The sequence below is a fragment of the Herbaspirillum sp. YR522 genome, from assembly GCF_000282575.1.
Classification (GTDB): Bacteria; Pseudomonadota; Gammaproteobacteria; order Burkholderiales; family Burkholderiaceae_D; genus Herbaspirillum.
In genome coordinates this window covers 1-25,363 of the sequence record NZ_AKJA01000044.1, presented here as the reverse complement: position 1 = coordinate 25,363, position 25,363 = coordinate 1, and the positions used below count along the sequence as shown (strand labels likewise).

Annotated in this window: 25 protein-coding genes and 2 pseudogenes; 18 read left to right on the top strand and 9 right to left on the bottom strand. The window is 64.3% G+C overall.

The genetic code is table 11. The features are described 5' to 3' along the window. Positions 1–43 precede the first annotated feature (43 nt). Positions 44–472 carry a VOC family protein gene (locus PMI40_RS07690; protein WP_008113817.1) on the top strand — a complete coding sequence of 143 codons (429 nt, stop codon included), beginning with the start codon at positions 44–46 and terminating at the stop codon, positions 470–472. 9 nt (positions 473–481) lie between these two features. Here PMI40_RS07690 and PMI40_RS07685 read toward each other — a convergent pair whose 3' ends face one another. Then, a complete protein-coding gene (locus PMI40_RS07685) occupies positions 482–1,396 on the bottom strand; it encodes a LysR family transcriptional regulator (RefSeq protein WP_008113815.1) in 915 nt (304 codons plus the stop codon). Between the two features lie 86 nt (positions 1,397–1,482). Between PMI40_RS07685 and PMI40_RS07680 the strand changes: the two genes are divergently transcribed. Then, positions 1,483–2,313, top strand: coding sequence for an SDR family oxidoreductase (locus tag PMI40_RS07680; protein WP_008113814.1), 831 nt, complete (start codon positions 1,483–1,485; stop codon positions 2,311–2,313). A 78-nt stretch (positions 2,314–2,391) separates the two neighbouring features. On the opposite strand, the gene PMI40_RS07675 is transcribed toward PMI40_RS07680, so the two are convergent. From PMI40_RS07675 to PMI40_RS07655, 5 genes are all read right to left on the bottom strand, one after another. Continuing rightward, entirely contained in the window at positions 2,392–3,141 is a 750-nt protein-coding gene (locus PMI40_RS07675) for an alpha/beta fold hydrolase (RefSeq protein WP_008113811.1), read from the bottom strand. 61 nt (positions 3,142–3,202) lie between these two features. Beyond that, positions 3,203–4,357 carry an alkene reductase gene (locus PMI40_RS07670; protein WP_008113809.1) on the bottom strand — a complete coding sequence of 385 codons (1,155 nt, stop codon included), beginning with the start codon at positions 4,355–4,357 and terminating at the stop codon, positions 3,203–3,205. Next, complete coding sequence (locus PMI40_RS07665) at positions 4,354–5,850, bottom strand: NAD-dependent succinate-semialdehyde dehydrogenase (protein WP_008113808.1); 1,497 nt, start codon at positions 5,848–5,850, stop codon at positions 4,354–4,356. Before PMI40_RS07665 ends, PMI40_RS07670 begins: the two co-directional genes overlap by 4 nt. A gap of 105 nt (positions 5,851–5,955) precedes the next feature. Then, positions 5,956–6,636 (bottom strand): type 1 glutamine amidotransferase domain-containing protein, encoded by a 681-nt coding sequence (locus PMI40_RS07660; protein WP_008113806.1) that lies wholly within the window; start codon positions 6,634–6,636, stop codon positions 5,956–5,958. Between the two features lie 106 nt (positions 6,637–6,742). Further along, entirely contained in the window at positions 6,743–7,351 is a 609-nt protein-coding gene (locus PMI40_RS07655; protein ID WP_008113805.1) for a TetR/AcrR family transcriptional regulator, read from the bottom strand. A 562-nt stretch (positions 7,352–7,913) separates the two neighbouring features. On the opposite strand from PMI40_RS07655, the gene PMI40_RS23750 reads away from it, so the two are divergent. Further along, positions 7,914–8,075 carry a hypothetical protein gene (locus PMI40_RS23750; protein WP_008113801.1) on the top strand — a complete coding sequence of 54 codons (162 nt, stop codon included), beginning with the start codon at positions 7,914–7,916 and terminating at the stop codon, positions 8,073–8,075. A 131-nt stretch (positions 8,076–8,206) separates the two neighbouring features. Continuing rightward, entirely contained in the window at positions 8,207–9,043 is an 837-nt protein-coding gene (locus PMI40_RS07650) for a transporter substrate-binding domain-containing protein (protein WP_008113799.1), read from the top strand. A 45-nt stretch (positions 9,044–9,088) separates the two neighbouring features. On the opposite strand, the gene PMI40_RS07645 is transcribed toward PMI40_RS07650, so the two are convergent. Further along, positions 9,089–9,955 (bottom strand): oxidoreductase, encoded by an 867-nt coding sequence (locus PMI40_RS07645; RefSeq protein ID WP_369770726.1) that lies wholly within the window; start codon positions 9,953–9,955, stop codon positions 9,089–9,091. A 59-nt stretch (positions 9,956–10,014) separates the two neighbouring features. On the opposite strand from PMI40_RS07645, the gene PMI40_RS07640 reads away from it, so the two are divergent. The 3 genes from PMI40_RS07640 (at position 10,015) to PMI40_RS24515 (ending at position 11,527) form a co-directional block, all read left to right on the top strand. After that, on the top strand, positions 10,015–10,959 hold the full coding sequence (locus PMI40_RS07640; protein ID WP_008113795.1) for an AraC family transcriptional regulator: 945 nt from the start codon (positions 10,015–10,017) through the stop codon (positions 10,957–10,959). A gap of 105 nt (positions 10,960–11,064) precedes the next feature. Beyond that, positions 11,065–11,232 (top strand): hypothetical protein, encoded by a 168-nt coding sequence (locus PMI40_RS24250; protein ID WP_008113792.1) that lies wholly within the window; start codon positions 11,065–11,067, stop codon positions 11,230–11,232. 172 nt (positions 11,233–11,404) lie between these two features. Next, positions 11,405–11,527 carry a hypothetical protein gene (locus tag PMI40_RS24515; protein WP_008113790.1) on the top strand — a complete coding sequence of 41 codons (123 nt, stop codon included), beginning with the start codon at positions 11,405–11,407 and terminating at the stop codon, positions 11,525–11,527. 76 nt (positions 11,528–11,603) lie between these two features. On the opposite strand, the gene PMI40_RS07635 is transcribed toward PMI40_RS24515, so the two are convergent. Then, on the bottom strand, positions 11,604–12,359 hold the full coding sequence (locus PMI40_RS07635; protein WP_008113788.1) for an SDR family oxidoreductase: 756 nt from the start codon (positions 12,357–12,359) through the stop codon (positions 11,604–11,606). Positions 12,360–12,453: 94 nt separating this feature from the next. On the opposite strand from PMI40_RS07635, the gene PMI40_RS07630 reads away from it, so the two are divergent. From PMI40_RS07630 to PMI40_RS07625, 3 genes are all read left to right on the top strand, one after another. After that, complete coding sequence (locus PMI40_RS07630) at positions 12,454–13,392, top strand: AraC family transcriptional regulator (protein ID WP_008113786.1); 939 nt, start codon at positions 12,454–12,456, stop codon at positions 13,390–13,392. A gap of 154 nt (positions 13,393–13,546) precedes the next feature. Beyond that, on the top strand, positions 13,547–13,705 hold the full coding sequence (locus tag PMI40_RS24245; protein WP_008113785.1) for a hypothetical protein: 159 nt from the start codon (positions 13,547–13,549) through the stop codon (positions 13,703–13,705). A 170-nt stretch (positions 13,706–13,875) separates the two neighbouring features. Next, a complete protein-coding gene (locus PMI40_RS07625) occupies positions 13,876–16,041 on the top strand; it encodes a TonB-dependent siderophore receptor (protein ID WP_008113783.1) in 2,166 nt (721 codons plus the stop codon). A gap of 55 nt (positions 16,042–16,096) precedes the next feature. Here PMI40_RS07625 and PMI40_RS07620 read toward each other — a convergent pair. Further along, a pseudogene (locus PMI40_RS07620) lies at positions 16,097–16,633 on the bottom strand (methyl-accepting chemotaxis protein); the annotation flags it as partial. 339 nt (positions 16,634–16,972) lie between these two features. Here PMI40_RS07620 and PMI40_RS07615 point away from each other — a divergent pair. From PMI40_RS07615 to PMI40_RS22910, 8 genes and pseudogenes are all read left to right on the top strand, one after another. Further along, entirely contained in the window at positions 16,973–18,604 is a 1,632-nt protein-coding gene (locus PMI40_RS07615; RefSeq protein WP_008113778.1) for a methyl-accepting chemotaxis protein, read from the top strand. A gap of 398 nt (positions 18,605–19,002) precedes the next feature. Beyond that, positions 19,003–19,863: a VOC family protein gene (locus PMI40_RS07610; protein WP_008113774.1), complete on the top strand. Its 861-nt coding sequence runs from the start codon at positions 19,003–19,005 to the stop codon at positions 19,861–19,863. Next, positions 19,860–20,966 carry a M14 family metallopeptidase gene (locus PMI40_RS07605; protein WP_008113773.1) on the top strand — a complete coding sequence of 369 codons (1,107 nt, stop codon included), beginning with the start codon at positions 19,860–19,862 and terminating at the stop codon, positions 20,964–20,966. Before PMI40_RS07610 ends, PMI40_RS07605 begins: the two co-directional genes overlap by 4 nt. Before the next feature lie 18 nt (positions 20,967–20,984). After that, positions 20,985–21,998 (top strand): zinc-binding dehydrogenase, encoded by a 1,014-nt coding sequence (locus PMI40_RS07600; RefSeq protein WP_008113771.1) that lies wholly within the window; start codon positions 20,985–20,987, stop codon positions 21,996–21,998. Further along, positions 21,995–22,426: a PaaI family thioesterase gene (locus tag PMI40_RS07595; RefSeq protein ID WP_008113770.1), complete on the top strand. Its 432-nt coding sequence runs from the start codon at positions 21,995–21,997 to the stop codon at positions 22,424–22,426. The genes PMI40_RS07600 and PMI40_RS07595 overlap by 4 nt, the downstream gene beginning before the upstream one ends. 11 nt (positions 22,427–22,437) lie before the next feature. After that, positions 22,438–24,072, top strand: a complete 1,635-nt coding sequence (locus PMI40_RS07590; protein ID WP_008113769.1) for an ABC transporter substrate-binding protein — start codon at positions 22,438–22,440, stop codon at positions 24,070–24,072. A gap of 9 nt (positions 24,073–24,081) precedes the next feature. Next, positions 24,082–25,050 (top strand): ABC transporter permease, encoded by a 969-nt coding sequence (locus tag PMI40_RS07585; protein ID WP_008113767.1) that lies wholly within the window; start codon positions 24,082–24,084, stop codon positions 25,048–25,050. A 1-nt stretch (position 25,051) separates the two neighbouring features. Further along, positions 25,052–25,363: pseudogene (locus tag PMI40_RS22910) on the top strand (ABC transporter permease); the annotation flags it as partial.

Below are 25,363 nucleotides of genomic sequence, written 5' to 3'. Positions count from 1 at the left end.
CCGCATCAATCGCCGGTTCACCACCTCATCAAGGAGTTTTCACATGCATGTTCGTACCGTCACCCACTTGAACTTCAATGGCAATGCACGCGCCGCGTTGGCGTTCTATCACCAGCTTTTCGGTGGCCAGCAGGTGCTGGTCAGCTACGCCCAGGCCGGCCGGTCGCAGGAGGCGATCGACCCGCAGCACGTCATCTGGGGCCAGGTGAGCGATACCGAAGGCAATGCGCTGCTGATGGCCTACGATGTGCAGGCCGGTGTCGATTGGCATCCGGGCCAGCGGGCCTTCTTCGTCTCGCTGCGCGGCGACGATGAGGACACCGTACGTGCGCTATGGGCCGGCCTGGCCGACGGCGGCGATGTACTGCAGGCATTGACAGCGAGCCAATGGTCGCCGCTCTACGGCATGGTGCGGGACCGCTTCGGCGTGACCTGGGTGGTGGATGTACAGGCGCCACGCTCCCCGCAATGAGGGCCTGGCTCAACTGGCCGGCGACCGGCCGGCGCGCAGGACATCGATGAATGCGCGCAGGTTGGGCGGCATGTGGCGACTACGCGGAAAGTACAACTGCAGGCCGGGGATACGGGGGCACCAGTCTTCCAGCACGGTGACCAGTTGCCCCTGCTGCAATGCCGGCCGCGCATAGAGCTCCGGAACGTAGGCGATGCCCAGCCCCGCGATGGCCGCTTCCACCATCAGCTGGCTGTGGTCCAGGGTCAGGGTCCCCGGCACATCGATGGCGACTTCCTGGCGCCGCTTCCTGAACTCCCAGCGGTAACGCTTGCCGCTGGGCAGGCGCTGGCGGATACAGGCATGGCGCGCCAGGTCGTCCGGCGTGCCGGGTGGCGGGTGGCGCCGCAGGTACGCGGGTGAAGCAATGGCCAGGAAGCGCATCTCGGCTTCCAGCGCGATCGCCACCATATCCTTCGGTACCGCTTCGCCCAGCCTGACGCCGGCGTCGAACCCCTGCTCGACGATATCGATCAGGCGCCCCTCTGCCACCAGGTCCAGCTGCACGTCCGGATGGCGCTGCATGAAGCTGGGCACGGCCCATGCCAGCAGCAGGCTGATCGCCGCTTCATTGCCATTGATGCGCAGGCTCCCCGTTCGGCGCCCGTTGGCGCCGGCAAAGTCGTCCAGCGCCCCCTCCAATTGCGCCAGCAATGGCGCCACGCGCAGGATCAGTTGCTCCCCGGCCTCGGTAACGGAGACGCTGCGCGTGGTCCGGTGCAACAGCCGGGCCGACAGCATTTCTTCCAGGCCGCGCACGACATGGCTCAACGCCGATGGCGTCACGCCCAGCAAATCGGCGGCACGACGAAAACTGCGATGCTCGGCGACCGCCATGAAGGCCCGCAGCTCGGCCGGGGTGGGGCTTTTTATTGATGAATTCAATTCAGTAACTCATCCAGTTTGTTGAGTCTTATCATTTTATAGGCCGGCGCCTAACATGGCTATTCTTGACTTGGAAAGGAGTTCATATGTTGAAGAATTGGCTCATCACTGGCACCTCGACCGGCCTGGGTCGACTGATGGTGCAACAGCTGCTGGCGCGCGGCGACCGGGTGGCAGCCACGCTGCGCCGACCCGGCGCGCTGGATGACCTGCAGTCGCAATATGGTCAGCAGCTGCAGGTGCTGGTGCTGGACGTGACCGATACCGAACAGGTCAAGTCCGTGGTGGAGCAAGCCTTCCAGCGCCTGGGAAGGATCGACGTCGCCGTCAGCAACGCCGGTTACGGCCTGTTCGGTGCCGGCGAGGAAATCAGCGATGCCCAGATCGATCGCCAGATCGCTACCAACCTCACCGGTTCGATCCATTTCATTCGCGCATTGCTGCCGCGCATGCGCCAACAGGGCGGTGGGCGCATCGTGCAGGTGTCATCGGAAGGAGGCCAGATCGCCTATCCCAATTTCAGCCTGTACCACGCCACCAAGTGGGGCATCGAGGGTTTCGTGCAGTCGGTCAGCCAGGAGGTGGCGCCGTTCGGCATCGACTTCATCATTGCCGAACCGGGCCCGACCGCAACCAATTTCGGCGTCGCACTGGACCTTGCCAGCCCCATGGACTGCTATGACGGCACACCCGCCGGCGACCTGCGCCGGGCAATTGCCTGCGGCAGCTTCGCCATCCGGGGCGATGCCGCCAAGACGACCAGTGCGATCATCGCTGCGGCCGACTCCGCCCATCCCGCGCTGCGCCTGGCGCTGGGCAGCAATGCCTACGACAGCATCGCCAGCGGCCTGGCGGAACGCCTGCGTTCGCTCGAAGAAAACAAGGCGATCACGCTTTCGGTGGATATCGATCGGTGAACGCGCAGTGGCAGGGAGGTACGTTGGCGGCGAACGCCCCGGTACAGGTCGTCGGCGATTCGTCACCGATCGACCGGGCTACCTCCCGGCCGCCTGCTCGATCACCCTGGCCACTTCGTCGGGGCGCGCGATGAAGGCGACATGGCTGCCCTTGATTTCCACCGTCCGGCTACCGGCGCGCCTGGCCATGAAACGCTCCAGTCCGGGGTTGACGGTACGATCATCGCTGGACACGATGGCCCAGCTGGGCTTGCTCTTCCAGGCTGCCTGCGTCACCGGTGCGGTAGCGGCCTGCACGGCCGGCATGACTTGCGACATTGCCATGAAACGGGCATTGGCCAGCGGCAGGTCAGCGGCAAAGTCGGCGTGGAAGAGCGCCTGGTCGAAATACAGGTGGCCGTCGGCGGTGGCCTTGATCGCGTTGCTGGCCGGCGGCATCTTCTTGACCAGGTCCGACAGGCTTTCGCCGACCTCCGGCTGGAAAGCGGCCACGTAGACCAACCCGGCCACCCGGGGATGGTTGCCGGCAGCGGTGATGACCATGCCGCCGTAGCTGTGGCCGACCAGGATGGCATCGCCCTGCATCGCATCGACGGCGCGCGTGGTGGCTTGCACGTCGTCGGCCAACGACGTTTCGGGTTGCTGCACCACGGCGACATTGAAGCCGTCGCGTAGCAGGATGTCGGCCACGCCCTGCCAGCCGGAGCCATCGGCAAAGAAACCGTGGACCAGGACGATGTTGTTGACCGGCGCTGCCATGGCGGTGTGGGACAAGGTGGCCGCCAGGGCCAATACGACGGTGGAAGCGATACGATGGACTGCGTGCATGTCGGTACTCCGTTGAAGTGGTGGATATGACGAACGAAAGATAAGCGGATAGGGTCGGCGATCAGCCATCGGCCGCGACGGTGCAGGTGGTTTCTGCGGCATGGCGCGGGTAATCCGTGAAGCCCTGCTCGGTCCCGCCATATAGCGTGGCCGCATCGAGCGCATTGAGGGGCCAGCCGTTTGCCAGCCGCTGCGGCAGGTCCGGATTGGCGATGAACGGGCGACCGAAGGCGACCAGGTCGGCCAGGCCGGCCTCGACCAGTTGCGCAGCGCGCCCTGCGGTGTAGCGACCGGCGTAGATGATGCCGCCGCTGAATGCCTGGCGTACCGCGTGCCGGAACGTCCGGGGCAGGTCGGGGGCATTGTCCCAATCGGCCTCGGCGATCGACAGGTAGGCGACGCCGGCCTGCTGCAGGATCCTGATCGCCTCGATGTAGGTCTGGTGCGGGTCGGGCTCGACGAAGCCGAGATAGACGCGGTCTTCATCGGTGCTGGAAAACAGCGGCGTGAAACGCACACCCATGCGTTGCGGCCCTACCACGGCGGCCACGGCCTGTACGACCTCGCGCAAGAAACGCAATCGGTTCTGCAGCGATCCGCCGTACTCGTCGGTGCGCCTGTTGGCATGGGCCGAGATGAACTGGTTGACCAGGTAGCCGTTTGCCGCGTGGATCTCGACTCCATCGAAACCGGCATCGAGTGCGTTGCGCGCCGCCTGGGCATAGAGCGCCACAAGTTGCCCGATGTCGGCACGACTCAATTCACGCGGCATGGAGGGATCCACCAGCGCGCCTTGGCCAGGGGCGGTCTCGATGAAGGCCTTTACCTTGTGCGCCTGGATCGCCGACGGTGCCAGGGGCGCCGCCCCATCAGGTTGCAGGGCCGTGTGCGACACGCGGCCCACGTGCCACAGCTGCGCGAAGATGATGCCGCCCTCGGCATGCACCGCATCGGTGACCTTGCGCCAGCCGTCGACCTGCGCGTCGCTGTAGATGCCCGGGGTCCAGGCATAGCCCTGGCCGCGCGGTTCGATCTGTGTGCCTTCGCTGATCATCAATCCAGCGCCGGCACGCTGACGGTAGTACAAGGCCATCGACGCGGTAGGCACATCACCCGGTCGGGCTGCGCGCTGGCGCGTCAACGGTGGCAGCACGATGCGGTTCTTCAGTGTGTGCGGGCCCAGCACGAAGGGCTTGAAGAGAGCTGTGTCGTTCATGGGATCGGGTGGTCGACAGGGTTGGAGGCGGTGGCTTGCAGCCCGCCCAGGCTCATGTACTTCAAGCTGAGGTATTCCTCGATGCCGTGGGTCGATCCCTCTCGACCGATGCCGCTATCCTTGACGCCGCCGAACGGCGCGACCTCGGTCGTGACCAGACCTTCGTTGATGCCGACCATGCCGCTGTGCAGCGCGCGTGAAACGCGAAATGCGCGCGCCAGGTCACGGCTGTAGAAGTAGGCCGCCAGGCCGAACGGCTCGGCGTTGGCGGCATCGATGGCTTGCTGCTCGTGACTGAAGCGAAACAGCGCCGCCACCGGACCGAAGGTCTCTTCGTGCGCAATGAGCATGTCGGACGTGGCCTCGGCAATGACCGTCGGTTCGTAGAAGGTGCCACCGAGTGCGTGGCGTTGGCCGCCGGCCAGCACCCGGCCGCCCTTGGCACGGGCATCGGCCACATGCGCCTGGACCTTGTCCACCGCCGCGGCATTGATCAAGGGGCCCTGCTGGACGTCGGCGTCGAAGCCGTTACCGACCTTCAGCGTCGCTACCCGCTCGGCCAGGCGACGGGCAAATTCGTCGTACAGTCCCTCCTGCACGTAGAAGCGATTGGCGCAGATGCAGGTCTGGCCGCTGTTGCGGAATTTGGCCGCGACCGCGCCCTCCACTGCCTGCTCGATATCGGCATCGTCGAACACGATGAAGGGCGCATTGCCGCCCAGCTCCAGCGACAGCTTTTTCATGGTTGCAGCGGATTGCTGGTACAGCAGCTTGCCGACCCGGGTCGAACCGGTGAAGGTGAGCTTGCGTACCCGGGCATCGGCCACCAGTTCGCCGCCGATGGCGGCGGCGTCGCCGGTGACGATATTGATCACGCCCGCCGGCAGGCCGGCCTTCTCGGCCAGCACGCCCCAGATCAGGCCGCAATAGGGCGTGAGCTCGGACGGCTTGGCCACCACCGTGCAGCCGGCCGCAAGCGCCGGTGCGATCTTGCGCGCCAGCATCGAGAAGGGGAAGTTCCAGGGCGAGATGGCGGCCACCACGCCGACCGGTTCACGGCTCACCAGGATCTGCCTGCCCTGCCACGGCGAGGGAATGATCTCACCGTTGATACGGCGCGCTTCTTCGGCGAACCATTGGATGTAGTCGGCACCCAGCTTCATTTCGGCCCTGGCCTCGGCCAGCGGCTTTCCCTGTTCCAGCGTCAGCAGGCTGGCCAGGTGGTCGAGGTTGTCGCGCACGATTGCGGCCATCTTCAGCAGCAGGCCTGCCCGGATCGCGGCGGTGGTCATGGACCAGTCGGCGAACGCCGCCTGCGCTGCCGCAATCGCGCGCCGGGTTTCCGCCGCGCCGGCCCAGGCGATCGATCCGATCGGCGTGCCGGTGGCGGGATCGTCCACGCCGTGGGTGCGCTGCTCATCTGCCGCTTCCCATGCACCGTCGATGAAATTGCGCTCCTGTAGCCAACCCGTGGCTTTGATACGTTCCAGCATGGCGTTTAGCCTTTTCAAATATTTGATCGTCATGACCCGCCGGCCGATCCTGGCGGCCGGTTCCCCTGGCCTGCCGGACAGCCTGGCGGGCGATTGTGCCGGTGCTCAGGCAATGCGCTTGAGCAGTTCGACGGCGGCCGCGGCCGACGACGCCGGGTTCTGGCCGGTGATGAGCAGGCCATCGCTGACGACATACGACCCCCAGTCTTCACCCTTGAGGTACAGCCCGCCCTTGGCCTTGAGTTCGTCTTCCACCAGGAACGGCACCACGTCGGTCAGGCCTACGCCTTCTTCCTCGGTATTGGTAAATCCGGTCACCTTCTTGCCCTCGACCAGGGGACGGCCGGCGCTGTCCTTGACGTGACGCAGCACGCCCGGTGCGTGGCACACCAGTGCCACCGGCTTGTCGGCCGCGACGAAGGACTCGATGAGCGCGATCGAATGCCGGTCTTCGGCCAGGTCCCACAGCGGGCCATGACCGCCCGGGTAGAACACGGTGTCGAAATCGGCCTGGTTGACGGAATCGAGACGGACGGTGTTCGCCAATTGCGCGGTGGCTTCGGCGTCCGCTTCAAAGCGGTGGGTCATCTCGGTCTGGAACTGCGGCTCGTTGCTCTTCGGGTCCAGCGGCGGCTGGCCGCCCAGCGGCGAGGCCAGCACGATCTGCACGCCGGCGTCCTTGAAGGCGTAGTAAGGCGCGGCCAGCTCTTCCAGCCAGAAACCGGTCTTGCGGCCGGTATTGCCCAGTACGTCGTGTGAAGTGAGAACGATCAGAACCTTTTTCATGTTGTTGCTCCTTGATAACGTTAGAAAAACAAAAACCACTAATAGACCGGTCGTCTATTGCCATGGCAAAAAAAAGCATCCCCATGGAATGCGGGTTCATCGCACCTCAATGCGAGGGCAGATGAAGAATTTGTCGGGTCGTTGCCATGGCGGTCTCGAAAGGTTCGGTACTTCTCCCGATCTTGACCATCACGCTGGCGCCCAGCCATAACTGGTACAGGCTGTTGGCCACGCCCTCGGCACTGCCGTCGATGCCAAGCGAGCCTTCTGCCACACCGCTCTCGATGGCCCTGGCCAGCCGCGAGACGATGCCTGCGGTACCACGCCGGATCGCCAGCCGCATCGCTTCGGACAGGTCGGCCACTTCCGCCGCCAGCTTGACCGCCAGGCACTTGCCCTGGCAGTCCTGGAACGATTGCGTGTCCTGCCAGATTTGCCAGTAACTCAACAGGCGCTGCGCCATGGTCATGCCGGGCTGGACCAGGGTGCGGTCGAGTTCGGCGAGGTAGTCTGCGAAATAGCTTTCGAGCAAGGCCTCGCCAAACGCGTCCTTCGAACCGAAGTAGTGATAGAACGAGCCCTTGGGCACGCCAGCCGTCGCCAGGATCTCGCTCAGGCCGACCGACGAGTAGCCTTTTGCGGCCATCAGGCGTTGCCCGGTAGACAATATCTTGTCGCGGACGTCGGCGCTTGCGGATGCGTGGGCTGTGTTCATGAACGAACTATAACGATGAATAGACCGGTCGTCTAGTTAAATTTCGAATTAATTTGTTATCGCGTTCGAAGGTCAGGTTCGGCCGTCTCTGGTGCCCGGCAAGTCACGCTTGATGACGCCGTCGCGGTGCGATGATCGCGCTGCGGTCACGGGACGGACCCTGTCGGGCTCGATTACTACGCCGGTTGCCGATATGCGCGGTGATCGGCCACGCGGAGGCGACGACGCTCGCCGTCGGCTGGCACGACTGAAGACACCGAAGGTGCCTATGCCGCCGACCACCTTCCATTGCCTTCGCCCATCCAGTACGGCGCGGCTCGCACCCGGATCAGATCAGGCCTGCATTGCGCGCGCCCAGTTCGAGTATGCCGTGCATCACGCCAAAGCCCTTGGCAAGAAACATCACTGCCGATTCGAATGCATTCATGTTGATCTCCCGATAGAGGTTGTCGTCTGCCCGCGCCCTGTGGCGTGTGGCCGTGTATGCATAGTAGGCGCGGCTGGTTGCACGACGGTTTCGATCCAGGCAGTGGATGTTTCGGTTGAAACATGCACAGGGGCCATGCCCCGGGTCCGCATCATGCTGCGCGCCGACCGCAACGGTGCGGCGCCCCATGCAGCGATGCGGATCGCATCCCCGGACGACCCCGACGCGGTGTTCGGCAACGGGGTATCAGGCGCCCGCGAGCAACTGGCCGATGGGCTGCCGCGCAGCCCGACCTGAAACTGGTGCCGCAGGACTCGCCGCGCACAACGCGGGCATCAGCAGGATGACCGCTATTGTGCAAGAATTGCCGAACGCGACCAGTGCCGGTAGCGCGGTTTCCTTTGCGGTCCTATAGAAGAGAACAGGCAATGCTGTCCAGAGTTCTGCATTACCTTCTGCCACTGCTGCTCAGCGCTACGCTATGCCCCGGCGCGTTAGCGGCCGACCAGATCATCTGGGGAAAACACCATGTGCCGCCCTACATGATCAGGGAGGGTCCGCTGGCGCATCAAGGTATCTTCGATCTGACACTCGACGTGCTCAAGGAGAACCTTCCCCAATACCAGCATGTGGAACTGGGCGCGCCGTTTCCCCGTGTGATCAGCGAAATAAAAAGAGGCGCTCATTGGTGCTATATCGGGACGCTGAAAACGCCGGAGCGCGAAGGCGATGGCTATTTCTCGCTGCCCACGTCGATCTTCCTGCCGTTACGCATCATCGTGCGCCGTGACCGCGCGGCCCAATTCGCCGGACCGCAATCGCTGCAGCGGCTGCTGCAGAATAGCCAACTGGTCACGTCGGTCATGCGCAACCGATCCTACAGCCCGACGGTGGACAGACTGCTCACGAGTTACCCGCCCAGGGAGTCCTACTCGGAACAGGCCGAAGCCATCAGCATGTTGCTGGCCGGGCGCCTGGACTACATGATCGAATTGCCGTTGCTGGCCTTCGACCAGGCCCGGCTGATGGGCCGCCCGGACGAACTGGTCGCCATTGCCACGCTGGAAGCGGACGAGGTCGTGTTCAACCGGGTGATGTGTCCCAGGAATGCATGGGGGAAGAAAGTGATAGAGCAGGTCAATACGGTGCTCGATGCCAATCGAGACAAACCCTATTACCGCAGCATCGTGGAAAAATGGCACGACCCCGCCTCCGTGGCCGAGATTCGAAAGATCTACGACAGCGTGTTTCTCAAGACGCCCTAGTTGTTGCGGTGCCCGTTCAAGCGGCCTGCCTGCACGGGCGAACCTTCAACCATCCGTCGATAGCGTGACCGCCTCCCAGGTCCGCATCTCGTGCTCGAACGCCGACCATTTCTGGCGCACCAGATCGAGTGCATCGCTGCCCAGGAGAAGATGCGCGGGGGGATGGGCTGCGGCCAACACCGCCAGGATCGCGCGCGCGGCCTTGACCGGGTCGCCCAGTTGCTTGCCGCTCTTTGCCTGGCGTGCCGCCCGTAGCGCATCGAAGATCGGATCGTAGTCGGCAATCGACCTCGGGGTGCGCACCATCGACCGGCCCGCCCAGTCGGTACGGAAGGACCCGGGCGCCACGGCGGTAACGTCGATGCCCAAGGGCTTGAGTTCCTTGCCCAGCGCCTCGGAAATGCCCTCCAGGGCGAACTTGCTGCCGCAGTAATAGGCGATCCCGGGCATCGTGGCATGCCCTCCCATGGAGGTGATATTGATGATATGGCCGCGGCGACGGCCGCGCATGAAGGGCAGTACCGCCCGCGTCATGGCCACGGCACCGAACACATTGACGTCGAACTGCCGGCGCATCTCTGCCAGCGCGGATTCTTCCAGCACGCCCTCGTGACCGTAGCCGGCGTTGTTGACCAGTACATCGATCGGCCCCACCTGCGCTTCGACTTCGGCGACGACGCCTTCGATGGCATCGAAGTCGGTGACGTCGAGCACCCAGGCGTGGGCATGATCGGCCGCCAAGGACGCGAAGTCCTGCCGGGCCTGTTCGCTTCTGACGGTGCCCACTACCGTATCCCCGGCCGCCAATGCTTCCTGCGCCAGGGCGCGGCCAAAGCCGCTGCTTACGCCAGTGATGAAAATAATCTTTCGGTGTGCCACGTTGCTTCTCCTGAATCGAATCGGGATATGCATAATAGCGATCACAACCAGAAGATCTAATGCGAATTCGCCTACGATTATTGCCTAAACCTATGATCAACGAAGATGACCAGACCCAACAGCGCATCGTGGCCCTGCTCGCTGCGCTGGCGCCCGAGGAAGGCTATAACCTGACTGCAGTGCCCAGCGTGCGCATCCTGCGTTCAGACCGCGCGCTGGCACGCACCCCGGTCCTCTACGATCCGGGGATCGTCATCGTGTGCCAGGGGCGCAAGCGTGGTTTCTTCGGCGACCAGCTCTACCTGTACGACGAACATCACTACCTGGCCGTATCGGTGCCGGTTCCATTCGACATGGAAACCGAGGCCTCGCCCGAGCGACCGTTGCTGGCGCTCTACCTGCATCTGGACTTCACCCTGGCCGCCGAGGTGACCGGGCAGATCGACCGGCAGGCGCCGCGGCAGCCGATCGAGGCGCCGCGCAGCATGATGTCCACGCGCATGGATGAAGCGATGCAGAGTTCGGTATTGCGCTTTCTGCAGGCGATGCGGCACCCGCTCGAGGCCGCCATCCTGGGGCAGGCTCTATTGCGGGAAATCTATTTTCGCGTGCTGACCGGCGCCCAGGGTGGCCCCTTGCGACAGGCACTGGCAATGCGTGGCCAGTTCGGCAAGGTCGCGCGCGCCCTGCGGCTGATCCACGCCAGCTATGCGCAGCCGCTCGACGTCACCCGCCTGGCTGGCGAGGCCGGCATGAGCGAACCCAGTTTCTATGCCAACTTCAAGGCCATCACCCAGGCCTCGCCGATGCAGTATGTGAAATCGACGCGGCTGCACCAGGCGCGCCTGCTGATGGTGCGACAGGGCATGACGGCGGAGGCGGCCGGCGTTGCCGTGGGTTACACCAGCGCGTCGCAGTTCAGCCGGGAGTTCAGGCGCTTGTTCGGTGCCACGCCGGCGGCCGAGGCCAAGCGCATGCGCGCCAGCTTCACCCTTCCCGCGCCGTTGGCCGACGCCATCTATGTGTCGTCACACTGATGAAGCACGCGCTTGCTACCCTTGGAGGCATCGGAGGCGCTTGTATATCAGTGCAAACCGCTCATCCGTGGTACAAGGGTATATCTCTTTCGATCTGGAGTAGCTATGCATCAGCGTTACAACGAAAGTACGGCCAACCTCAAGGAGCTGATGACCGTCGCTCCGATCAACCCTGAAGTACATGCGGCGCTGCTGCGCGGCAAGGTCGATACAAGACGCCTGATGGAAGATGCGCGGGAAGAAGCCCGGCAGCGCAGCGAGGAAGTCCTCTAGCGCCGGCGGGGCAGGCGTTCGTCGGCGTGGCCGTCGACCGCCTTATTACTTTGTCAATGGAGTGCAGGGAAGTTTGGCACTACAATCACGCCTGCTGAACCTCAATCCCGGCCGCGCTCGACGCGGCCTTGACCGTGCAAGAACCAGCATGGTGCTGGTCGTTGGAGAAAACATGAACAATCGCCTGAAGAAGAAACTGATCTACCGTCGCCATCACATCGGCCTGCTGATCGCCGCCATCGAGTCCCTGTACGACCTCGAAGAGTCGTTCCACGAATCCGAGGCTGCGCGCTGAGCGTTCTTGATGGCATGAAAAAACCGGCCTCTCGAAGGCCGGTTTTGCATTCGAGCAACGCCATCGAAGGGGCCGTTCAGCGCCCGTTGCTCTGGTCGAACCACTGGACCGCATCGGCCCCCGCAGGGATGCGAAACGCGGTCGTGTCGTCCTGCACCGCTTGCCAGATCACCTCGGCGACATCGGTGGCATGGGTCACGGGCCCCTGGTAGTCCTGGAATCCGGATAGCACCGTGTTCATGATGCCCGCATAGTCCTCGGGAAAGGCCTGTGCCACGCGCGCATGGGCGTTGCTGGCAAAGGCGGTTTCCGGTGCCATGCCGGGCAGCACCACGCCCACCCGGATATTGAACTGGTCGAGTTCCAGCGCCAGGGATGCGCTAAAGGCGACGATGGCTGCCTTGCTGGCCGTATAGACCGGGAGCAGCGGCAAGGCTTTCAGGGTCACCGTTGACGCCACGTTGATGACCATGCCTGACCTGCGGGCCCGAAACTGCGGCAGCAGCGCCTGCGTCATCGCCATGGTACCGAAGGTGTTGGTCTCGAATACCTCGCGCACGGACTCCATCGCGGTGCTTTCGAACGGGCCCAGCATGCCCACGCCGGCATTGTTGACCAGCACATCCACCGGCCCGGCCTGGTCGAGCGCCTGCCGGATGCTGTCGGCATCGGTGACGTCCAGTTGCACGATCGTCAGCTGCGGGGACTTCGGCAAGACATCGGCGCGCGGGGTGCGCATGGCGGCAATGACCTTCCAGTCGCGGGCCAGGAAGTACTTGGCGGTTTCCAGACCGAATCCGGAAGAGCAGCCAGTGATCAATATGGTTTTCATGAGCGTCCTTTCAACGTGTGAGACCCAACGATAGCCCCCTTCATCCAAACCATCTACAATCAAAAGTCTTAATTTTGTTTGAGATAGTCCGGCCATGATCGATCCGCTCAGTTCCGTTGTCGCGCTGCTGCAGCCCAAGATGGCGCATTCCAAGATCGTCACCGGCGCCGGTCGCTGGGGAGTGCGCGGCGAACTCGACGATGCGCCCTTGTGCTGTTGCGTGGTGCTGGATGGAAAGATGCGCTATACGATCGATGGCACGCCGTTGCTCGTCGAGGCGGGCGACTTCCTGCTGATTCCCTCCATGGCCCGCTTTTCGGCAACCAGTTTCGAGCCGCCGGACGATGCGCAATGGCAGTCGGCGCCGGCGGTGCTGGAGAACGGCGAGCACCGCAATGGCCTGCTGGGGGTCGATGCCGACGTGCGAACGCTGGTCGGCTTCTGTCACCTCGGCTCGCCCGATTCGGCCTTGCTGCTGACGCTGCTGCCCAGCCTGGTCCATATCCGGGGCGACCAGCGCCTGTCTTCGCTGGTGCAACTGGTCATCGATGAATCGCGCGCGCATCGGGCAGCGCGGGAAGTGGTGCTGGAGCGCCTGTTGGAAGTGATGCTGATCGAGGCGCTGCGCTCGTCGAGCAATGCGGTGAGGTCGCCCGGGCTATTGCGCGCACTTGCCGACAGCCGCCTGGCCCACGCGATCCGGCGCATCCACGAACGCCCGCAAGAACCATGGACGGTAGCGTTGATGGCCAAGGAATCGGCGCTGTCACGCTCGGCCTTCTTCGAACGATTCAGCGCCGCCCTGGGAGTGACGCCCATGCAATACCTGCTGTCGTGGCGCATGGCGCTGGCCAGCAATCGCCTGGCACGTGGCCAGGCCATCGCCGAAGTGGCGGCACAGGTCGGCTACAGTTCGGCCAGCACCTTCACCGTCGCCTTCACGCGCCACGCCGGGATGCCACCCGGACAATATTCAAGGTCACGGCAAGCGGTGGCCGACGGCAAGCCCACTGCGCCCCTGGCCACCGCATGACGCTGCATCCTGCGCCACCGACGCCTGCCTGTTTCAACTGAAATAATCGGCATCGTCGCTGACATCGAACGGTAACCGGCCGCGATCAAGATACACCCATACCGAAACGACACAGCGGATCGGACAACCCGGAACTGACCAACAGGAGAACATCATGCGCATCATCACCACCACTACCGCCGCCATCGCCTTGACCCTGTTCGCTACCGCCGCCCGCGCCGGCAGCATCTTCGACGGTGCCTTCGACTACGAATCGCCGATCGCCATGATCCTGCACGTGGGTGCCAATATCGTCGGCAAGATGTTTTCCTGAACCGGACAAGCCGGCCTCTCGTCGCACCGACAGGCCGACAGCAAGCTCCCGGCTGGCACCTCGTGCGACCGGCACCCCGCGGTGCCGTTCATCTTGTGCGCCGGATGATCACTTTCGGATGCCTCGCGTTACCTCCCCTCAGATCACCCACACTGAAGGAATCGAACGCCATGCATCCCCGCCTGCTTCCCCCACCCCGCGCACTGGTGACCGCCATCTCGGCCGCCTGCGCGGTTCTTTCCGCCGTTCCTGCAACCGCCCAGAGCACGTCGGCGCAGCCCGCCAACACGGCTGACAGCCAGGCCAGCCTGCCCACCGTGACCGTATCGGCCGGCCAGGTGCCGGCCGTGACCGAAGGGTCCGATACCTACACGGTGCGCGAAAGCAGTGGCGCCACCCGGATCTCGCTGTCGCCGCGCGAAACGCCGCAAAGCATCACGGTGACCACGCGCGCCAAGATGGATGACTTCAAGCTCAATACGGTCAATGACGTGCTGCTCAATACCGCCGGCGTGACCGTGGACAAGTCCGAGACCGACCGCACCTACTTCAGCGCGCGCGGTTTCGACGTAACCAACTTCATGTTCGACGGCGTGGGCGTGCCGCTGACCTACAGCGCCCAGGCGGGCGACCTCGATACCGCCTTGTTCGACCGTGTCGAAGTGCTGTCCGGCGCCAACGGGCTGGGGGCATCGACCGGCAATCCGTCGGCCACCATCAACTTCGTGCGCAAGCGCCCGACGCCGGTATTGCAGGCATCGGCCGGCGTGACCTTGAGTTCGTGGAACACCAGACGCCTCGACGCCGACATCTCGACGCCCTTGAACCAGGCCGGTACCGTATCGGGGCGCCTGGTGGCGGCGCACCAGGAAGGCAATTCCTATCTCGACCGCTACCAGCCCACCAAGGACCTGATCTACGGCGTGGTGCAGGCCGACCTGGGCAGTTCGACCGTGGCCACGCTGGGCTACAGCTACCAGAAGAACCATTCGAAGGGCGCGATGTGGGGCGCGCTGCCACTGAGCAATGCCGATGCCAGCCGGGCGCAGTACGGCGTGGGCGCCAGCACCTCGGCCGACTGGGCCTATTACGACACCAAGGAGCAACGCAGTTTTGCCGAGTTGAACCAGAAGCTGGGCGACGACTGGCAATGGAAGACTTCGCTGAACTACGATGTGATCGATAGCGACAGCTCGCTGTTCTATGTGGCCGGCAGCTACGACGCCGCCAATGGCACCGGCCTGCTGGGCTTTCCGTCGACCACCACCAGCAGCAACAAGCGCAGCTTCGTCGATAGCAATGTGGGCGGCAGATTCACCCTGTTCGGTCGCGAGCATGACCTCAATGTCGGCCTGGCCTGGTCGCGTTCCAGGCAGACCCAGCTCAGCCGCAACTCGGACTCCGGTGCTGGCGGCTATTACTACGACATCCCGTTGGCGCAGGCCTTCGGCGGCGCCTTTCCGGTCCCGGTCTACAACGGCGACATGACCACCCAGGCATATTCGGATACGCGCAAGACGGTCTACGCCGCCACCCGCCTGAACCTGCACGAACGCGTCAAGCTGCTGCTGGGCGCCAACTATACCCAGGCCGATTCCAGCGGTTACGCCGAGAGCGATGCGCATGTATTGAGCCAGTCGGCGGTGTCGCCCTATGCCGGGCTGGTGGTCGACCTGAACCGCAACATCTCGGCCTTCGCCAACTACAGCAAGATCTTCAATCCGCAATACCAGGTCGACGTCGACCACGCCACGCTGGCCGCGGCCAAGGGTGACAGTGTCGAACTCGGCCTCAAGGGTGAGTTCTTCGAACGCCGCCTCAATACCTCGGCCTCGGTATTTCGCGTCAAGCAGACCGGCCTGGCCGACTACGCCGGGGCGTTCGCCGACTTCTCCTATTACTACAAGGGCATCGACGCCCGCTCCGAAGGTGCCGAATTCAACCTGAGCGGAGAACTGGCACGCAACTGGCAAGCCGCACTGGGTGTGATGGCCATGCGTATCACCGACGACAATGGCGTGTCGGTACGGAGCTTCGTGCCGCGCCGGCAGTTGCGCCTGTCGACCACCTACCGCGTGCCGCAGCTGGAACGGGTCAAGCTCGGTGCCAGCCTGCTGTACCAGGGCAGGACCAGTTCCGATGCCCTCAACACTGCGTACCAGGGCGGCTATTCGGTGCTCAACCTGATGTCGAGCTATGAGATCAGCAAGAACCTGAGCGTGTCGTTGAACCTGAACAATGTGTTCAACAAGAAGTATTTCTACAGCGTCAAGCAGGGATCGGGTTACTACGCACCACCGATCAACGGCAGCCTGGCGATCAACTGGAAGTACTGACGCGGTGACGGTGGCGGGGCCGGGAGCAGGCAGTCGGCGCCCGCGCCGGCGCCGTCTAATCCAGCTTGAACCTGCCGACCACCACGGCCAGGTTACCGGCCTGCCCCTTGCGCGCATCGGCCGCAGCGGCGGCCTGCTCGACCAGGGCGGCATTTTGCCGGGTAGTCTCGTCCACCTGGGTAATGGCCAGGTTGATCTCGCCCAGGCCAGCGTTCTGTTCATGGGTCGCTGCCCTGATCTCGACCACGATGTCGGTCACGCGCTTGACGCTGGCCACCACCTCGGTCATGGTCGCGCCGGCACGTTCGACCAGTTCGCTGCCGGCGCCGACCTTCTCCACCGAGTCGTCGATCAGCGCCTTGATCTCCTTGGCGGCGGCGGCCGAACGTTGCGCCAGCGAGCGCACCTCGGAAGCCACCACGGCAAAGCCGCGACCCTGCTCGCCGGCGCGTGCGGCTTCGACGGCGGCATTGAGCGCGAGGATATTGGTCTGGAACGCGATGCCATCGATCACGCTGATGATATCGGCGATGCGGCGCGAGCTCTCGGTGATGCCTTCCATCGTCTGCACCACCCGTCCCGACGACGTGCCAATGAATTAGATCGCCGAGGCAATGCGCTATTTGATATCAGTTGGCGCACAGGCAAGCCTAGTGAGTATTGGTCAATGCCAGCGAAATCCTCACAACCACTTCGCGACGGCAGCTGTCCTGCGCCGGAATTTGCCGCGCCGGTGCTCTGTACCAGCTGAACAACAATCCCGTCGTCGCCCGCAAAGTCAGGCCCGACGCTGTTGCCGGCGTCTTGCTGCGACACGTATAATCACTCCTGCCGATACATCGTATCGCACAGCAAACCATTTCAATCAATCAATTTCCGACGGGAAACCTCTCGTCGGCGGTGACAATCGCATCATTGAGCGGGGATAAGCGTGTTCGCAAACTTCAAGATCGGCAACCGGCTACGGGTCGGCATGGGCATCATCCTCGTTCTGTCCTGCACCACCGCAGGCATCGCGATCTGGAATCTCCAGAATCTCAGCGCCGCCTCGGCTGCCATGATGAACAAGCCCTTGACCAAGGAACGCCTGAGCAGCGACTGGTACCGGGCCATCGAATCGGGGGTAATGCGCACCACGGCCATTGCCAAGAGCAGCGACACCTCGCTGGCAGCGTTTCTGGCCACGCCCAAGAGCGCCGGCCCAAGCGGGTCGGACGTGCTGCAGAAGAATATCGGTGAGCTGCTCGAGAGCGACGACGAGAAGCAATTGTTTGCCCGCATCGGCGAACAACGAAAGAAATATCTCAACGTGCGCGACCGGGTCTCGCAATTGAAGGCGAGCGGCAACTCCGAGCAAGCCATGCAGATACTGGAGCAGGAATATCTTCCGGTATCGCGCCAGTTCCTGGCCCTGATGCAGGAAATGCTGACTGCCCAGCGCCAGCAGATCGATACCATCAACGCCGATATCGAACGTACCGCGCAACGCAGCCGCAACATCCTGCTGGCGCTGGTGGCGGCCGCCGTATTGATCGGCGCGGCGATAGCGCAGGTGCTGACCCGCTCCATCGTGCGCCCACTGGCCGATGCCGTGGTGCTGGCCGAGCGCGTGGCCAAGGGCGACCTGGGCGCCGACATCGAGGTGCGCTCACGCGATGAAGTGGGGCAGTTGATGAGTGCGCTGCGCCTGATGAACCAGGGCCTGAACGCATTGGTGACGGATATCCGCAAGAGCATCGAACGCATCGCGCTGGCGTCCTCCGAGATTGCCGCCGGCAACATGGATCTTTCCATCCGCACCGAGCAGCAAGCCTCGTCGCTGGAAGAAACCGCCGCCGCCACCGAGCAGATCGCCGGCACCATCAAGGTCAACGCCGAGAACGCCACGCGGGCCAGCCACAACGCCGGTGCCGCCAGCGAAGTGGCCGCGCGCGGCGGCCAGGTGGTCGAACGGGTGGTCGAGACGATGGCCGCCATCAATACCTCTTCGCGCGAGATCGCCAATATCATCGGCGTGATCGACGGCATTGCCTTCCAGACCAATATCCTGGCCTTGAACGCGGCGGTGGAAGCGGCCAGGGCTGGCGAACAGGGGCGCGGCTTTGCGGTGGTCGCCTCCGAGGTGCGCAGCCTGGCGCAACGCTCTGCGGGCGCGGCCAAGGAAATCAAGGCGCTGATCACCGATTCGGTCGGTCGCGTGGGCGCCGGCACGACCCTGGTCGACCAGGCCGGCCAGACCATCCTCGAGGTGGTCGATAGCGTCGGCCAGGTGGTGAAGGTGATTGAAACCATCAGTTCCTCCAGCCAGGAACAGGCCTCCGGCATCGTGCAGATCAGCGACTCGATCAACCTGATCGACGATGTCACGCAAAAGAACGCAGCCCTGGTCGAAGAAATCGCCGCTGCGGCCACCTCGATGAAGGACGAAGCCAAAGTGCTGGCGCAGCTGGTGAGCGTATTCGCGCTCAGGGATGCAAGCGCCGTCGGCCTGGCGGCGCCGACGCAACACGAGCCACTGGGATTTGCTCGCCAGGCACGACCGGCGCTGGCCACGCGGGTGTAACCCTGGGCGTCACAGCACAGGCCCGATTGCAGCCTCCCGCAACACGCTCAGCGCCTGGCCTGCGCATTATGCGTTGCTGCACCCGGTGAGCTGCCGGATCACTGATCTCGTCGCGCTTCATGACAAGATGTGATCGGCGACATGGCCCAGCGCCGAGAAGTCGTGCGAGACGGACAGGCGGCGCCGGCCGAGCCGTAGCTTCACGCCGGTACGCATGCACGCAAACCCTGTTGGCGGCATCGCCCGTGCTGCAACTGCATCGCTGAGCTGATCACAGCCGGCTCGCTTTCGGCGCCGGCGCGGCGGCCGTGGGCTCATATAAATATTCGAAATGCTTCGTTTCCCGATGCCGGATTCGCATGCAACCTTGCACCTCCCCAATGTGCAAGGAGCATCAGATGTCGCTGCCATCCGTGACCGGACTGGATCATTACATCATCCGCGTCAACGATCTGGAGTCTGCCACCCAGCAATACCAGAAACTCGGTTTTTCCCTCGCGCCGCAAGGGCGCCATCACACCGGCACCCGCAACCAGACGCTGGTGCTGGATGCCAATTACCTCGAGTTGCTGTACTTTCCGGCAGAACTGCGGGCGACCTCGCGCTTCAAACATTATCCCGATCACTATGAGGGCCCAGTAGCAGTTGCCTTGCAGACCACCGACAGCGCCGCCGTCCAGCGCGAACTGGCCAGCGTCGACATCCAGACCGAGGCACTGGTCAGCGGTGGCCGTCCGGTCCACCTGGCGCAGGGCGCCGAAGATGCGGCATGGCTGAACCTGAATTTTCCGCAGGGCGCGTTCGGCGTGCCGGACTACTTTACCTGTGGGCACCAGACGCGCCACCTGGTGTTTCGTCCCGAATGGCAGGACCACCCCAATACGGCGCGTCGCATCAAGACCCTGGTGGTGGTGCACCCCGCCCCGAACGGCCTGCGCGACCGGTACCGGCAGGCATTCGGCGCCATCTCGGTCGGCGCCGCGCACGATGATGGCTGGCAGTTGCGCCGCGACTCGCTGCGGGTGCGGTTCCTGACGCCGGCGGCCTTCTCGGCGCGCTATCCAGGCGTGAAGCTGCCAGCCGCGCTGGGCGACGTCTGGTTCGCCGGTTCCATCATCGAAGTGCGCGACATCGCCACCACGCGCAAGGTGCTGGGCGCCAATGCGGTGCCGTTCCGGGATACCGGACACGAGATCGTGGTCGACCCCGCGCACAGCGCCGGCGCCCTGCAGGTATTCGTGCAGGAGGACCAGCCATGAGCCGGCACCTCGAAAGCTGGCAGGTCTTCGGGCGCGACTATGCCGATGGCCGCGCCCGCTTCACGGCACAGGCACAGGCCGTCGGCGGCGTGCTGCAGCGCTATGTCCATCCGCACCAGCCAGGGCCCGACGGCCAGACGCTGAGCGTGGACGTGGCTCGCCTGGGTCCTGAAAAAGCCGCGCGCACGCTGCTGTTGATCAGTGGCACACACGGCCTGGAAGGCGCTGCCGGATCGGCCGCACAGATCGCCTGGCTGGCCAGCGCGGGAGCGGCCGCCCTGCCGGCCGACACCAACGTAGTGCTGGTGCATGCGATCAACCCCTATGGGTGGGCATATCAGACCCGTACCACCGAAAACAACGTCGACCTCAATCGCAATTTCATCGACTTCAGCCGGCAGCCGCCTGCCAACGCATCCTACGATGCGTTGCACCCGCACCTGCTGCCGGCCGAATGGACCGACGCCGGCCAGGATGCCGTGCGCCGGGCCATCGATGCATTCCGTAGCATCCATGGCGACGACGCCACCTTCAACGCCACCGCCAGCGGCCAGTACAGTCATCCTGACGGGCTGGTCTACGGCGGCCAGCAGCGCGAATGGTCCAACCTGACGCTCGAAGCGATCCTGGGCGATCACCTGGCCCATAGCGAGAAGGTGGCGCTGATCGACTGGCACACCGGCATTGGCGAGTATGGCGAGCCGTTCTTCCTGTGCTTCAACCAGGAAGGCAGCCAGGAGCAGCGGCAGGCCGCCGCCTGGTGGGGCAGCGAGCGGGTGCTGGACCAGCGCCCGCATGGCCTGGCACGACCGAACTACCAGGGCCTGGTGTTTCGCGGCGTGGAGAGCTTCCTGCCGGGACGCAGGATCGCCGGCGCCGTGGTCGAGTTCGGTACCCGCGGACAGCACATGCGCCAGGCGCTGCGACTGGACCAGTGGCTGCGTTTTCACTCGACGAAGAATCCGGATGCCACGCGCGAGCACAACCTGCGGCTCGACCTGATCGATGCCTTCGTCCCCTATTCCGGCGTCTGGCGCCAGTCCGTGATCGACCACGGCGTACAGATCACAGACCAGGCGCTGCACGGCCTGGGCGCCTGGTAACCATTGACCGAAGAGACCATGAAAGCAATCGTCCTGCATGAACACGGCGGCAACGACAAGTTGACGCTGGATAACGATTTCCCCGATCCCAAGGCCGGCCCCGATGACGTGGTGGTGCGCGTGCGCGCATCATCGCTGAACTACCACGATGTGTTCACCCGCCGCGGCATGCCCGGCATCCGCCTCGACTTTCCCATCATCATCGGCCTGGACGTGGCCGGCGAGATCGCCGAGGTCGGCGCCAACGTCAAGCACTGGAAGACCGGTGACCGGGTATTGGTGGACCCCATCGACCGCGTCAACGGCGGGCTGGTGGGCGAGACCATCCACGGCGGACTGGCCGAGCTGTGCCGCGTCGGCGCCCATCAACTGATCCGGCTGCCGGAGCAGGTCGGCTTTGCCGAGGCCGCGGCCCTGCCGGTGGCCTACGGCACGGCACTGCGCATGATCGAAACCATCGGACGCATCAAGGCCGGCGAGAAGGTCCTGATCCTGGGTGCCAGCGGCGGCGTCGGGGTCGGTGCGGTGCAATTGGCCAAGCTGGCCGGCGCCACCGTGATCGCCGCGGCCGGCTCGGCGGAGAAGGCCGAGCGCCTGCGCGCGCTGGGCGCGGACGACGTCATCCTCTACAACGAAGAAGACTTCGTCAAGGCGATCTACAGCCGCTACGGCAAGCCGGGGCGTCGCCGCAACGGGCCGCCGGGCGGCGTCGATGTGGTGGTCAACTTCACCGGCGGCGATACCTGGGTCAAGTCGCTGCGTTGCCTGCGCGTCGGCGGGCGGGTGCTTACCTGTGGCGCCACCGCCGGCTTCGACCCGAAGGAGGACCTGCGCTTCATCTGGACCTTCGAGCTGCAGGTCCTGGGTTCCAACGGCTGGGAGCGCGACGACCTGCATCGCTTGCTGGAACTGGTCCAGGGCGGGCAACTGAAGGTGCTGATCGATCGCCAGTGGCCACTCGATGAAGGCGCGCAGGCACTGGCCTCGATCGAGGCACGCAATGTGTTCGGCAAGGTGTTGGTGGGCGCATGAGCATAGCGAATCCAGGCCGCCTCGACGCGGCCGCCATCCAGGCGTATTTCGACCGTTCGCCGTTCATCGCGTCATTGGCGCTGCAGGTGCGCGAGGTGGACCACGAACGTGCCCGGCTCACCGTGGCCGCGCCCTTTCGCGCCGAGTTCGAGCGCGGGGCACAAAGCCGTCAATGGCACGGCGGGCCGCTGGCCGCCATCATCGACACGGTGGGCGACTTTGCGGTCGGCATGCAGCTGGGACGCGGCCTGCCCACCATCAATTTCCGCGTGGACTATCTGCGCCCGGCGATCGATACCGACCTGCTGGCGGTGGCCATCGTGCGCCGCGCCGGCAAGTCGGTCGGCACCGCCGACGTCGACCTGTTCAACGACCAAGGGGTGCTGGTGGCCATCGGTCGTGCCACCTACTCCACGCTACCAGTCTGAAGGGACGCATCATGAGCAAGCAGGTACCGTCACGTCGACATTTTCTTCTTCACAGCGCTTGCGGCGCGGTGCTCGCGGCCAGCTATGCCTGGTCGCCGCTGGCAGCACAGGCCGCACAGGGCGCACAGGCTGCCGCGCCACGGCGTGGTGGCACGCTGGTGGCCAGCTGGGGCGGCCTCGAACCGCAGGCGCTGTTCGTGCCTGGCGGCGGTGGATCGAGCCCGTTCCAGACCTCGACCAAGATCCTGGAAAGGCTGCTCAAGCTCGATGAAAAGCTCGAGTTCCAGCCGGTGCTGGCAGAGTCGATCACGCCATCGGCCGACTTCAGGCAATACACGATCAAGTTGCGCCAGGGCGTCAAGTGGCATGACGGCGCCGACTTCGATGCCAAGGACGTGGTATTCAACTTCATCCATCACTGGAAACCGATCTCGGCCGGTGTCGCCCTCAAGAGCCTGAGTCGGGTCGAGGCCAGCGACGCACATACGGTGGTGCTGCACTTCGACCAGCCCACGCCGGAGTTCTTCCTCAAGTCCATCCTGGCCGGGCAGTACCAGCTGGTGGTGCCGCGCCACCTCTATGAAGGCCGGGACCTGATCACCAACCCGCTCAACAACACCCCGGTGGGCACCGGGCCCTGGAAGTACGGCCAGTGGGTGCGCGGCAGCCATGTGCAATATGCGCGCAACCAGAACTACTGGCGCCCTGGCCGTCCCTATCTCGACAAGCTGATCATCCGCTGGTGGGGCGACCCCGCCTCGCGCGCGGCGGCGCTGGAAACGGGCGAGTTGTCGGTCGCCTATTCGAGCCCGGTGCCGGCGCGCGATATCGATCGCCTGCTCAAGACTGGCAAGGTGGTGCTCGACACCCGCGGTTATGAAAACTCCGCCTGGACCTCGACGTTGGAATTCAACCAGCGCCGCGAACACGTCAAGCGGCGCGAGGTGCGCCAGGCGATCCTGTATGCGATCAATCGCCAGTTCATCGTCGACACCATCTACTACGGCCGAGGCAAGCCGGCCATCTCGCCCATCTTCAGCAGCAACACGCAATTCTTCACCGAGGACGTGCCGCGCTACCCGTTCGATCCGAAGAAGGCGGGCGCGCTGCTGGATGCGGCCGGCCTGCCGCTCAAGGATGGCAGGCGCTTCACGGTCAACCTGGTGGCGGCGGCCTGGTTCGAGGAGAACGCCAAGCTGGGCCAATACCTCAAGCAGGCGCTGGAAGACATCGGCATCGGCGTCAAGCTCGACTCGGTCGACCGCGCCACCGCCCTCAAGCGGATCTACGGCGACTACGACTACGACATCGCCATTTCCAACTTCACCGCGCCGCTGGAACCGGTACCCATCGTTACCCAGTTCTTCACCACCGATGGCATCGTCAAGGGCGCCGCGTTCCGCAACGCCACCGGTTACTCCAGCCGGGAAATGGATGCGCTGGTGACGCGCCTGATGGTCGAGACCGATCCGCGGGCGCGCAAGAAACTGGCGGCCGATTTCGCCCGGTTGGCCTCGACCGACGTGCCCATCGTGCCACTGGTGGAGATCCAGGCCTTCACGCTGGCCAACAGGAAGGTGCGCAATGCCACCACCGGCGCCAATGCCCAGGGCGAAGCGCTGGACGACGCCTGGCTCGACAGTTGAGGACCGCACATGCTTTCGCTTATCCTGCGGCGCCTGGTGCAGGCGATCCCGCTGCTGCTTGGCGTGGTGGTACTGAACTTCACGTTGATCCAGATGGTGCCCGGTACCTTCCTGGATGTGATGACGGCCGAGCAGCAGGTGACCGATCCGGCCATGATCGAGCGCCTGCGCGTGACCTATGGCATGGACCAGCCGCCAGCCATGCAGCTGCTCAAGTACATCGGGTCGGTGGCACGGCTGGACCTGGGCTATTCGTATCGCCACAACCTGCCGGTCATCGATGTGTTGCTGGCACATCTGCCGGCGACCCTGTTGCTGATGCTGGCGGCACTGGTCATCGCGGTGCTGGTCGGCTCGGCCGCCGGCATCGTCTCGGCGCTCAAGGTCAATACCTGGTGGGACACCGCCGTGTCGGTGTTGGCCGTGCTGTGCTTTGCCGCGCCCAGCTTCTGGCTTGGGATCATGCTGATCATCCTGTTCTGCGTGAAGCTGGGCTGGTTTCCGGTCGGCGGCATGGTCACCATCGGTCTCGACGATGGCTTCTGGTCCCAGGCGCTCGATATCGCCCATCACCTGGTGCTGCCGGCGCTGACGCTGGGGCTGTTCTACAGCGCCAACTATGCACGCGTGATGCGCGCCTCGATGCTGGAGGTGAGTCGCATGGATCACGTACGCACCGCCCACGCCAAGGGCTTGAAGCGCCACACGGTGGTGCTGCATCACATGGCGCGCAATGCGTTGCTGCCGGTGGTGACGCTGTTCGGCCTGCAACTGGGGGCTGTGCTGCGCGGCAGCATCGTGGTCGAGGCGGTGTTCAGCTGGCCGGGGATCGGCGCCGTGCTGTTCGACAGCGTGATGAGCCGCAACTATCCGGTGGTGCTGGGCATCCTGGTGCTCAGCTCGCTGGTGGTGATCCTGGCCAATATCGCCGTCGATCTTCTTTATACCCGCCTGGATCCACGTATCAAGGGCCATTGACATGACTTCATCCTCCACTGGGATCGCGACCCCGGTCGACCGGTCTGCGCGCCCCGATCATTTCATCGGCCGCTTTGCCCGCCACCGGGGCGCGTTGCTGGGTGCGTCGCTGCTGCTGGCCGTGATTGCCATGGCGCTGGCGGCAGGCTTGCTGTACCCCGGCAATGCGCTGCGCATCGTCGCCGCGCCCGAGACCTGGCCCCTGAGCAATCCGGCCTATCCCCTGGGTACGGACGCGATGGGCCGGGATATCGCCGCCATGATCGTCCACGGCGCGCGCGCGACGCTGTTGATCGGACTGGCGGCGGCAGCC